Source organism: Limnohabitans sp. 2KL-1 (assembly GCF_003063435.1).
GTDB lineage: Bacteria > Pseudomonadota > Gammaproteobacteria > Burkholderiales > Burkholderiaceae_C > Limnohabitans_A.
Genome location: NZ_NESL01000008.1, coordinates 142,731 through 153,807, shown reverse-complemented (window position 1 = coordinate 153,807; position 11,077 = coordinate 142,731). Strand labels below are relative to the sequence as shown.

10 protein-coding genes and 1 riboswitch are annotated in these 11,077 nt (G+C 61.1%); of the genes, 8 read left to right on the top strand and 2 right to left on the bottom strand.

Going from position 1 to position 11,077, the window contains the following annotated elements; genetic code table 11:
• Nucleotides 1-276: 276 nt before the first annotated feature.
• On the bottom strand, nucleotides 277-3,060 hold the full coding sequence (locus B9Z47_RS15110; protein WP_199226425.1) for a DUF349 domain-containing protein: 2,784 nt from the start codon (nucleotides 3,058-3,060) through the stop codon (nucleotides 277-279).
• A 402-nt stretch (nucleotides 3,061-3,462) separates the two neighbouring features.
• On the opposite strand from B9Z47_RS15110, the gene B9Z47_RS15105 reads away from it, so the two are divergent.
• The 3 genes from B9Z47_RS15105 to nrdR all read left to right on the top strand — a co-directional run bounded on the left by B9Z47_RS15105 (nucleotide 3,463) and on the right by nrdR (nucleotide 6,215).
• On the top strand, nucleotides 3,463-4,248 hold the full coding sequence (locus B9Z47_RS15105) for a transglycosylase SLT domain-containing protein (protein WP_158271702.1): 786 nt from the start codon (nucleotides 3,463-3,465) through the stop codon (nucleotides 4,246-4,248).
• 38 nt (nucleotides 4,249-4,286) lie between these two features.
• Nucleotides 4,287-4,457, top strand: a riboswitch (ZMP/ZTP riboswitch).
• Nucleotides 4,458-4,508: 51 nt separating this feature from the next.
• The gene (glyA, locus tag B9Z47_RS15100; protein ID WP_108332039.1) at nucleotides 4,509-5,753 is read left to right on the top strand and encodes a serine hydroxymethyltransferase; all 1,245 of its coding nucleotides are present in this window, start codon (nucleotides 4,509-4,511) and stop codon (nucleotides 5,751-5,753) included.
• A 12-nt stretch (nucleotides 5,754-5,765) separates the two neighbouring features.
• Complete coding sequence (gene nrdR / locus B9Z47_RS15095) at nucleotides 5,766-6,215, top strand: transcriptional regulator NrdR (RefSeq protein ID WP_108332038.1); 450 nt, start codon at nucleotides 5,766-5,768, stop codon at nucleotides 6,213-6,215.
• 65 nt (nucleotides 6,216-6,280) lie between these two features.
• On the opposite strand, the gene B9Z47_RS15090 is transcribed toward nrdR, so the two are convergent.
• Entirely contained in the window at nucleotides 6,281-6,826 is a 546-nt protein-coding gene (locus B9Z47_RS15090; RefSeq protein ID WP_233253835.1) for a GspH/FimT family protein, read from the bottom strand.
• Between the two features lie 180 nt (nucleotides 6,827-7,006).
• Here B9Z47_RS15090 and B9Z47_RS15085 point away from each other — a divergent pair, with 180 nt between their 5' ends.
• The 5 genes from B9Z47_RS15085 (at nucleotide 7,007) to ribD (ending at nucleotide 11,068) form a co-directional block, all read left to right on the top strand.
• Nucleotides 7,007-7,468 (top strand): type IV pilin protein, encoded by a 462-nt coding sequence (locus B9Z47_RS15085; protein ID WP_108332037.1) that lies wholly within the window; start codon nucleotides 7,007-7,009, stop codon nucleotides 7,466-7,468.
• A 127-nt stretch (nucleotides 7,469-7,595) separates the two neighbouring features.
• Entirely contained in the window at nucleotides 7,596-8,195 is a 600-nt protein-coding gene (locus B9Z47_RS15080; protein WP_108332067.1) for a PilW family protein, read from the top strand.
• Nucleotides 8,192-9,424: a hypothetical protein gene (locus B9Z47_RS15075; protein WP_108332036.1), complete on the top strand. Its 1,233-nt coding sequence runs from the start codon at nucleotides 8,192-8,194 to the stop codon at nucleotides 9,422-9,424. The genes B9Z47_RS15080 and B9Z47_RS15075 overlap by 4 nt, the downstream gene beginning before the upstream one ends.
• Nucleotides 9,421-9,894 carry a hypothetical protein gene (locus B9Z47_RS15070; protein WP_146185813.1) on the top strand — a complete coding sequence of 158 codons (474 nt, stop codon included), beginning with the start codon at nucleotides 9,421-9,423 and terminating at the stop codon, nucleotides 9,892-9,894. Before B9Z47_RS15075 ends, B9Z47_RS15070 begins: the two co-directional genes overlap by 4 nt.
• A gap of 70 nt (nucleotides 9,895-9,964) precedes the next feature.
• Entirely contained in the window at nucleotides 9,965-11,068 is a 1,104-nt protein-coding gene (ribD, locus tag B9Z47_RS15065; RefSeq protein WP_233253834.1) for a bifunctional diaminohydroxyphosphoribosylaminopyrimidine deaminase/5-amino-6-(5-phosphoribosylamino)uracil reductase RibD, read from the top strand.
• The last annotated feature ends 9 nt before the right edge of the window (nucleotides 11,069-11,077 follow it).

The window sequence follows — 11,077 nt, the reverse complement described above, 5'->3', positions numbered from 1 at the left end:
CCACCTCGCCTTGGTCACAAGAGCTTTGCAGTAATGGGCCTGCTCGCCCTGCTTGGCAACGCCTTCTATGCGGTTCTTGTTCATCGGCTCACGATTTACGCTCCACGCTTCCTTCCCACGCTCGGTCACCCTCACGCAGTTGCGCTTCGCTTTGCTCACTGTGACCAGCTCGCAGCGGGACTTGCACCCGCAGGTGTGCGCCCATGCTGGGCGCACCCAAACAAAACGGCCGCTCACAGAGCGGCCGTTTTGCATGGGCGCAACAGGTGACAGAGATCAGCCGCGCAACAGGTTCTTCAACACGTTTTGCAGACGACGTGCCGTGCCGGCATCGTGCGGTCCTGACAAGACCTGGGCCACATCCTGACCCCAGGTTTCCGTGGGGCCGGGCTGGTTGCGCTGGGTCAGCAATTGCAATTGCAGGGCGCGACGCTCGCTCAGGTTGTCGGCCGGGGTCGGCACTTCAGCGGCCATTTCCAAGCGCAGCAAAGCGGTGCTGGCGGGCGTTTTGGCTTCGGTGCTGACCGCTTGTGCCCAGGCCTGACGGGTTGAAGCATTGATGGCTTTGCCCAGCTCCTGTGCAGTGGGCAGGGCCTCGGCCTGACGCTCTTGCCAGGCGGTCATCAATCGGGTCAGGGTTTCGCCATGGGCTTGTGCGGCCAATTTGCGCAGCGACATTTCGGCGCGTTCCATGGCCTCGCGCTGGGCACGGAAAGCGGCATCGCCCAAACGCGGACCCCGGTCTTCCCGGAAATCACGGCCTTCACCACGCCCGCCCCGGTCACCAAAACGGTCCCCACCACGTTCACTGCCACGCTCGCCAAAGCGGCCCGGTCCCCGGTCACCACCCGGACGCGCGCCGCGCTCACCGGGTCGGCCATCACGGCGACCATCGCGCCCTGTCGGGGCTTCGGTCTTTTTCTGGCCGGGGCGGTCATCGCCGCGCACCGCCACCACCGGCTTGGCCGGTTTGGGGGCCGCCACGGGGGCCGTTTCGGCAACGGGCGCTTCAGACTGGGCCGACCCATCCACATCGGTCACGCTGTCCTGAACGCCTTCGGCAGCCTCAACCTCGGCTGCAGCGGCAGCTTCCGGTGCAGGGGCCGCCTCAGGGCCAGCCTTCGCATCGGCAGCCACAGCAGTCGCAGCCACTTGAGCGGCCTGTGCTTCCTGAGCCTGACCGCGCAAGGCAGCGTCCAATGCGGCCATGGCCGTGCGGATTTTGGCCGCATCACCGCTGGCATTGGCGTCATCCAGTGCTTTCGAGGCGTCGATCACGGCACGGTCGCGGGCACTCAACGGCCCCGCGGCCTGTGGTCGGTCACTGCCTTTGCGCTGGAATGCTTCGTCCAAGGGCGCACGGAACACTTCCCACAATTTCTGCTCTGTCTTGCGGTCCAGCGGCACCTGCTGGGCTTCAAGCTGCCAGCGCTGCTGCAAAGCTTTGACGGCGTCCACCCGCAAGGCCGGTGCAGCACTCACTTCACGGGCTTCATGGATCAAGCCTTGACGCCGCTCAATGCTGGCTTTTTGTGCCGCTTCCAGGCGAGCGGCTGCGGCCTTGAAGACCACCTTCCATTGCGCTTGCATGTCGCCAAAAGCTTTTTCACTCAAATGGCCCGCGTTGCGCCACCGATCCGCAAACTGATGCAGGGCGCGCAATTGCGCACGCCAGTCCTCGCTTTGCGCTTGCGCAGCAGTCCAGGCTTTGACTTCTTCGAGCAAAGCCAGGCGCTGAGCGCGGTGATCGGCTGATTCTTTTTTGATCTGCTCCAGCCATAGCAGCACCGTCTTGTAAGCCTCATTGCAAGCGGCATCAAAACGCTTCCACAAAGCATGGTTGGGCAAGCCACCTTGGTCGGTTTGCTTCCAGCTCTCACGCAATTGGCGCAGCTTGTCCTGCATCTTGCGCCCCCCCACGGTCGGTGCTTTTTCGGCATCCAGCAGGGCTTCAGCTTGGGCAACCAGGTCATGGCGAAGTTGATCGGCTCGCCAACGCTGCCAGCCTTCCAGCTCGCCTGCTGACGTCAAAGCGACATGCACGCGCTCATCCAAGGCTGTATCCAGGTGTTTGCCATGCGTTTTGAGCACACTGCGCAAAGCAGCCGCAGCACCCGCCGAGGCTTGGCCATGACCTTCGGTCACTTCTTTTTCTACGGCTTCGAGCACTTGCGTCACGGCCAGATTCGCAGCATCGCGCAAGGCCTGGCGCTCAGCGGGGTCCATTTTGGGCTTGACCGGCTTGTCGGCTTTTTCGGGCTTGACTGTGCCGTGTGCGGGGACCGCGTCTTTGGTCACTTCACCGCGCAAACGGCGGATTTCATCGGCCCAAACAGGGACCGGAGGCAAGGCTGCCGCAGCGTCGGTTTGTGCCAGACTGGCCATCGCCACGGCAGCTGAAAAACCATCCCAGACGGCTTGCAGCTGCTTGCCGGCCGTGTCCAGCTGGGAGGGGTATTTCAAATCGACGCTAGGCCAAACATGGTTCTGCATCAAGGCCTGGGCCTGGTTTTGCCATTGCGCCACATCGGCCTGCAGACCTGTTTGCCCGCCTTGCGCCTCACTCAAAGGTTTGGTCGAGAGCACTTCAATCCGCTGCGCCAACAAAACCGCGGCCTCGCGCTGCACCATCACCTGGTGTTGCAAGTCTTCCACGCCTTTGACGACTTCGTTCAACCGCAGCTTCAAGCTGGCCAGAGGCTCGCGAGACAACGGTGCTCCCGCCTTGGCCGCATCACGTTGCCATGCCAGCGCATCGGCAATGTTCAAGCGGGATGCCTGCAGCATGTGCTCTGCCTTTTGTGCCCACTCGGCAGCCAAGGCTTCTTGGCCATGGGTGCGTTTGATGTCATCCAGCTTTTCTTTGACCAACTTGGCCACCCCTTTGTCGCGACTGGAAAGCTCGCGGTAAACCTCTCCCAGGAGTTCTGGCGACGGCTCGGTCAGCAACCATTCACGCAAACGGGCGCTGCGCTCGCCGGAGGTCGGGGCGTTGAAAATCCCAGCCGTCAAAGGGTCAAGGGCGGCAAAATCAAGGGGTTTGGATGAAGATGAAGTCACGGTAAAACTTTAAAACACGGACATGCCAATGCGGCGTCAAGCGCGGTTGGGCTGAAGATGCAAAGCAAATCAACACACACGGCAACACCCGGTATTTTCGCCGGTATTTCAGCCGGACAGGCCGTCGTCCTTCAATCCACTGCAATCTCTGTGAATTTTCGAACACACCCCGCCTTTATATACAAAATATTACAACAAAAAAACCATCGATATACTTGACTGGTTATGAAAACTTCCTAAAATCCGTCCACCCTGAACCTATCAGGGATAACCCGATACCGCTGCCGAACCCGGCTCAACCTGCAAAAGTGCAGACCACTTGTTGCAGGTCGCGTACCCCCCAACCCACCGATTGCGAGCGACCACCGTCCGTTGCTCGCGCTTGGCATGAGAGGAAGTGCTATGACAGCGAATTTGACTTGGATCCGTTTTTGGCAGGCCCTTGCCACACTGGCTGGCGACATTCGTGAAGGCTTTGTGGAAATCACCCGTCATAGCCTGGCCTTGATTGGCCTGGCCGTGGTGGCCATCACCTTGACATTTGCGGCCCGTCCGGCTTTGCAGATTTATGCCAGTGAAACCCTGATGAACTGGCTGGAAATGCGTCAAGTGGTCGCACTGGATTTGCCCAGCATGGACAACGCCGCCACGCGCTCGACGGCAACGCCCCTGCAGGACTTGCCCAGAAATCAGGTGGCCATCACGCACTGGCTCAGCCGCAAATACGGTGTGTCACCAGAACCTTTGGGCGCTTTGGTATCCGAGGCTTGGAGCATCGGCGAACGCAGCCAGATCGCGCCGACCCTGATCCTGGCAGTGATGGCCATTGAATCAAAATTCAACCCTTTTGCCTCCGGTACACAAGGCGCGATGGGCTTGATGCAAATCGAGCCAGAAGCGCACAACACGGCGTTGACCTCTTTCGGTGGCCGTTTGGCCGCGTTCGACCCTTTGACCAATTTGAGAATTGGTACACGTCAGCTGCAAGCGCTGATCCAGAAGTCCACCACGATCGAAGAGGCCTTGCGCCTTTACGCATCCACCTCCGGACAAGGCAATGAAGGCCAATACATTGAACGGGTGCTGGCAGAGCAAAAGCAGCTGGACAAAATCAACACGGGTCAAAAAACCGCTTCAGCCAACAAAAACACCACGGCTTTGCCCAAGGTTCAGCAAGCCCAGTTGTGATGTCAGGGCCATCGGGTGCAGCGGGCGTGGGATACACTCAGTGGGTGCGCGACTGGCGATAGGAGCCTGTTTTCAAAAGCAAAACAGACCACTCTGACGTGGAGCGTGGCGGCCCAACACCGCCCCCGAACCACTGGGAAGCGCACAGCCGACCGAGAATTTTTTCAAATCCCCGGCTTGGTTTTAAGCCGTTCGCCTGGGCAGCCCTTGTCCATTCACCCTGAGTTCTGGTCAAGGTCACCTCCATCCAAAGGACTGCCATGTACAACCGCAACATTCTGATTGAACAAGCCGACCCCGAAATTTTTGCCGCCATCCAGGCTGAAAACGCGCGTCAGGAACACCACATCGAGCTGATCGCCAGCGAAAACTACGCCTCGCCCGCCGTCATGGCCGCGCAAGGCTCGCAGCTGACCAACAAATACGCCGAAGGCTACCCCGGCAAGCGCTACTACGGTGGCTGCGAGTTTGTGGACATTGCCGAACAGCTGGCCATTGACCGCATCAAGCAGATTTTTGGTGCTGACTGCGCCAACGTGCAGCCCCATTGCGGCGCATCGGCCAACGAAGCCGTGTTCTTGGCTTTCCTGAAACCCGGCGACACCATCATGGGCATGAGCCTGGCCGAAGGCGGTCACCTGACCCACGGCATGCCGCTCAACATGTCGGGCAAATGGTTCAACGTCGTTTCTTATGGCCTGGACAAGAATGAAGCCATCGACTACGACGCGATGGAAGCCAAAGCCCGCGAGCACAAGCCCAAGCTGATCGTGGCCGGTGCCTCGGCCTACTCGCTGCACATCGACTGGGCCCGCTTTGCCAAAGTGGCCAAAGAAGTCGGCGCAATCTTCATGGTGGACATGGCCCACTACGCGGGTTTGATTGCCGCTGGCGTGTACCCCAACCCCGTGCCCCACGCGGACGTGGTGACCTCGACCACGCACAAGAGCCTGCGCGGCCCACGCGGCGGCATCATCTTGATGAAGGCCGAGCACGAAAAAGCCATCAACAGCGCCATCTTCCCCGGCCTGCAAGGCGGCCCGCTGATGCACGTCATCGCAGCCAAGGCCATTGCCTTCAAGGAAGCTCTGCAGCCCGAATTCAAGGCTTACCAAGCGCAAGTGGTCAAAAACGCCCAAATCATCGCCCAAACCTTGACCGAGCGCGGCCTGCGCATCGTGAGCGGTGGCACCCAAAGCCACGTCATGCTGGTCGATTTGCGCGCCAAAGGCATCACCGGCAAAGTGGCCGAAGCCGCATTGGGCGCAGCCCACATGACGATCAACAAAAACGCCATCCCGAACGACCCTGAAAAGCCGTTCGTGACCAGTGGCGTGCGCATCGGCACCCCGGCCATGACCACCCGCGGCTTCAAGGACGAAGAAGCCCGCGCCACGGCCCACCTGATCGCCGACGTGCTGGACAACCCGCTGGACGAAGCCAATCTGGCCACAGTGCGCGCCAAAGTGCACGCCCTGACCAGCCGTTTCCCGGTCTACGGCTGATCGGACAGCACGATGAAATGCCCGTTTTGCGGTCACCTCGAAACCCAAGTGGTGGAGACTCGGCTGGCCGAAGACGGGGATTTCATCCGCCGTCGCCGTCAATGTGGCGCGTGTGAAAAGCGCTTCACCACCTATGAAAAGCCGGAAGTGAACTTTCCGGCCATCGTCAAAAAAGACGGCAGACGGATCGAATACCAGCGGGACAAACTGCGCGGTAGCATGAACCTGGCCTTACGCAAACGCCCTGTCAGCATCGAACAGGTGGACAGCGCCATTGAGCGGATTGAAGAAAACCTGCTCAATCTTGGCTTGCGCGAAGTGGCCTCGCACAGCATCGGCGAACTTGTGATGCGAGAGCTTAAAAAACTCGACAAAGTGGCCTACGTGCGATTTGCCAGCGTGTACCGCAACTTTGAAGACATCGATGCATTCAAGACGTTGGTGGACGAGGTTGGCAGCTGACTGGTCCGGCGTCAATGGCCGTCGCGGCCTGATCAAGCGGCTTTGTCAGGCCCGTTCATTTGTATTCAGCACGCCTCACCGGCTTTCAGAGCCACCGTTTGCAGCCGTGGTTTACCCACCGCGTTGACCACCACCTCCATAACGGACGACTGGCCCGGTCTGCACAAGGTCAAGGTTCCGGCTTGAAAAGCCCCTGTGATGGTCTGGCTGCGGCCTAGCGGCCCGTACGACACATAACGGTTGACCGTGCTGTTGCCGTAAAACTTCCAAAACGATGGAACAGCCGCATGTGACTGCACAACCACTTCTGTCGCATCCAGCATGGCGTTGTCATTGCCATCCACAAACACCAACCAGCCCTGAGCCCAACTGCCCTCGCCTGCGCAAACATCGCCTGCGCCACGCACGCAGACGGTCACCCGCTGTTGGCGGCGCAAAGCCTCCGAGCGAGCGAGCATCAAACTGGCCAGCAACTGCTCGCCCTGACTTTGCATCTGATGACTTTGACGCAAGCCAGTCAGGCTGGGGGCCGCCAATGTCAAAAGTGTGCCCAGCAGGGCCAGCACGACCAGCGCTTCGAGCAGTGTGAAGCCTTGAACCCAGCCATTCAAATTGCAAGGCTGTCTGCGCTGCAGATGCGCTGGCCGAGGTGCTTGGCACGCTGTTGGCATGTTCCCTCCGATGATGTCCTGCACAAGAGCAGACGTCTTGATTGAAACAGCTCACGCTGTACAACGGATTATTAAGTATTCACAATACAAAGTCCCATCACATTTTGTCAGGAGCCTGACATGTGCAAGTCAAACCGGACCCTGCAAGCCACGCCTGTGCATGAGGCGGCGGGTTGGACATTGAGCGAATTGCTGATCAGCCTGGCCCTCATGGCTGTGCTGACGGCGATCGCCCTTCCCGCCTACAACACGCAACAAAGTCAAGCCCGGCGCATTGACGCACAAAGCGCCTTGCAACAATTGCAACTGGATCAAGTGCGCTGGCGCGGCACCCACGAAAGCTATGCATCCGACCTGAACAGCCTGGGCTGGGCCTCTGAAAATTCACCTGCCGGGCATTACCGCATCGCCATCGCCGACGCATCGGCCGACGGCTTCACCCTGACTGCGACGCCCCTCGGTGCGCAAGCCCGGGACACCATTTGCAACCCCATGCGCCTGCAACACCTGCACACCGCCAGTGTCGTGCTCAGCAGTGGCGCGGATTTATCAACGGACACGGGGCGTTGCTGGCGGCAATGAATTTCGCATGAAGTTGCATGTGTTGCCCCACCACATTCGCCTTGCTCAAAAGGGCGCGGGAAAGCACCCGGCAAATCAACCACACAGGATCCACTTTGGTCCTGCAGGGGCCCAAAAAGGCGAAACCATGGTGGGCCTGATCGTGGGCATGGGCATCGGCCTGGTGGTTCTGGCTGCGGGTGCCAAAATGCTGGCGCAGCACTTGCAAGGTCACCGGTGGGCATTGCAGGACAGCCACTTGCACCACGATCTGCGCTCGGCGCTGGACACCATGGCGCGAGAGCTTCGCCAGGCGCAGGCCGTGGGTCAAGCCTGGACAACACGCACAACGCCCGATTGCCGGGATGTATTTTGTGCCACGGCTGCGGACATTCAAATTCGAGGTCAGCGCATCGATTTCAGCCGCGACAAAAACCAAAACGCTGTGCTGGACAACAATGAGTGCGTGGGTTTTCGCTTGAAAGACAAAGAGCTGCAGGTGCGCACCGCCTGCGCACCCGAGGTGTGGACCGATTTGACCGATGCGGGCAGCCTGAAAATGGTCGACTTGCAGTGGAAACTGCACTGTGAGCGACGTGGACGCTGGGTGGCCCGCTGGATCAGCGCGCAACTGAGCGCCGAGTGGCCACGCGATGCCTCAAGACGACTGAGCTTGTCTCAAACTGTGTGGCTGCGCAACGATGTGCCCGCCACACCCTGGCCTGCCGCCTGTGGTGTCCTGCCATGAAAAAGGCCGTCACAGCAGGCCAAGACGGTGCCGTGACCTTGCTGGTCGCCATCACCTTGGTCATGCTGGCGGCTTTGGCCAGTTTTTACAGCACGCGCAGCGTGCTGGTCGACCGCTTGGCCAGCCACCACCAAAGCAGCGCGATGCAAGCCCGCCTGATGGCCGAAGCAGCTTTGGCATGGAGTCGGGCTGAACTGGCCCGGCAATTCACGCTCAACCCGGACAACCCCGCTGTTTGGGACCGGACAGCCACCATCGCCTGTCCGGCGGGTTATTGGGGACCTCGCTGGCAATGCAGTGAACTGCGGCCACCGGCACACCCGAGCTTGCCCCATGTGAATATGCAGGTGGTGGCTGTGCGCGACCTCGTGACCTCCCCGCATGTGACCGAACTGCACGCCAGCGCCCATCTGCCAGGCCAAAACAGCCAAGGCTTGGTTCAGGCCAGCGTGTTTGTACCCACCGTCGCTGCGGCCCCCATCGGGGCCAGTGCTGCCGCCTTGGTACTCCATGGCTGCGCGACGCCTGTTGCAGGTGCAGCGCTCACCGTGTGCCCACGCTCCGCCAAGGGGGCTTCATGCACTGGCGTACCGACAGGCAACACTGTGCACAGCTTTTGGCTCGCAGACTTGGACGGCAACGGCGTGATTTCTGCTGCAGAGCGCAGCAAATGTCTGGCTTTTTTGCCCGAGCATCTGCCTGGAGGCGGCGAATTGACCGGCCCCATGACGGCCATGCCCCGGACAGATTGCAGCCATCAGGCCTGGAAAAACGTGTTGGGCGACATCACCCCAGCGCAGATCAAAGCTTGGTCGGACGCGCAAGAGCGCAATGGCTTGCACGCCCAAAGCCAGCCACCACGCAGCATTTACTGGGTCGACAGCGCTGCCACTTGGACGCAAAGCCTGGGTCAGCCCGACGCGCCCGTGTTGCTGGTTTTTTCGGCTGCAGCCTGTTCACAACGCTGCCCCAGTCTGGCCAGCGGCGTACGCATTTCAGGCACTGTGGTGTTACAAAGTCAATGTCAGGATGAAAAAACCCGCGCTTGGCGAGCCGGCCAAATTGAGGGGCAACTGGTGGTGGAGTCGGGTTTGCCCGATTTGCAAAACGGCAGCCACATACACGCACGTACTTTTGACAAACCGGCATACCAAGTCACATGGCCTGTAGGCATGGACGCCAGCCAAGTGCAACGGGTCTCCGGGAGTTGGCGCGAGGCAAATCGATGACCCACCCGCACCCAAGACACGCCGGGCAGCGACCCCGCAAAACTTCCTTGCAGGGCATGGCCCTGATCGAGGCGCTGGTGGCCTCTGCCATTTTGGGCATTGGCCTGGCGGGTGCCACACGACTGACGTTGCAAACCCTGCAAATCGCCAGTGACACACGCCAACATACCGTGGCCCAGTCGCTGGGGGCCCATGCGATGGAGTGCCATCAATCAGGTCGTGCAGACTGCGGTATGCAAGAAGTCATGACCCTACAAGGGACACGCTACACCATCCAAAGCCAGTGGCAGGCCCGTGCTGGTGTGGCACTGTCCGACATCGAAGTGCGCGTTCAATGGCAAAGCCTGGGCGCTGTGAAAAAATCAGCCACGCTGTCACCCCACCCAGAAACGGCATCGCCCACCGGTCAGTTGGTTTTGCACAGCAGCCGCGACGAAGTGCCCGCCTGGCTTGGCGTATCCTTGCCATGATTTGATGCAGCACCTTCACCCTGTGACCTCTCCTCCACTGACAAGCTCTTTGCCCACGTCCGCCACCCCAATGGCCCGCGCCCTCGATCTGGCAGCGCAAGCCCTCTGGCTGACCTCGCCCAACCCGCGGGTGGGCTGCGTGATCACCGCCGCCGACGGCACCGTGCTGGGCGAAGGCCACACCCAGCGGGCCGGCGAAGCACACGCCGAAATCATGGCGCTGCGCGATGCCGCCGCACGCGGCCACAGCGTGCAAGGCGCCACCGCCTGGGTCACGCTGGAGCCCTGCGCCCACCAAGGGCGCACCGGGCCATGCTGCGATGCGCTGGTCGCCGCAGGCATCGGCCGGGTGGTCTCGGCCGTGACCGACCCCAATCCCCAAGTGGCCGGACAGGGCCTGGCCCGGCTGCAAGCGGCGGGTGCGCAGGTGCACACCCTCGCCCCCACCGACCCGCTGGCCGTGCAGGCGCGTGAGCTGAACATCGGCTTTTTCAGCCGCATGGAACGTGGCCTGCCCTGGGTGCGCATGAAAATCGCCGCCTCGCTGGACGGGCAAACCGCCTTGCAAAACGGCCAGAGCCAGTGGATCACCAGTGAACCAGCCCGCACCGACGGCCACGCCTGGCGGGCCCGTGCCTGCGCCATCCTGACCGGCATCGGCACCGTGCTCGAAGACGACCCGCTGCTCAATGTGCGCGGCGTAGACACCCCGCGCCAGCCGCACTTGGTGGTGGTGGACAGCCGCCTCGACATGCCGCTGAACGCCCAATTGCTTGACACCCAAGGCTTTGGCGAGCAAGCCCGGCAGATCTGGATTTACACAGCCACGTCAGAACACCCCGACAAGCGTGCAGCGCTGACAGCACGCGGGGCCCAAGTGATCGACTGCCCCGGCCCCGGCGGCAAGGTCGATCTGGCGGCCATGCTGCGCGACCTGGCTCGGCGCGAAATCAACGAGCTGCATGTGGAAGCCGGGCACAAGCTCAACGGCTCCTTCATCCGGGAGGGGTTGGTCGATGAATTTTTGCTATACATCGCGCCCCAACTGCTTGGCCCAGGGCAAGGCATGGCCAACCTGCCCGCGCTGACCGCGCTGGGCGGCGCGGTCAAACTGGGCTTTCATGCGGTGGACCGCATCGGACCGGACTTGCGCTTGCTGCTGCGCCGGGCTTGAGGCGCGAAA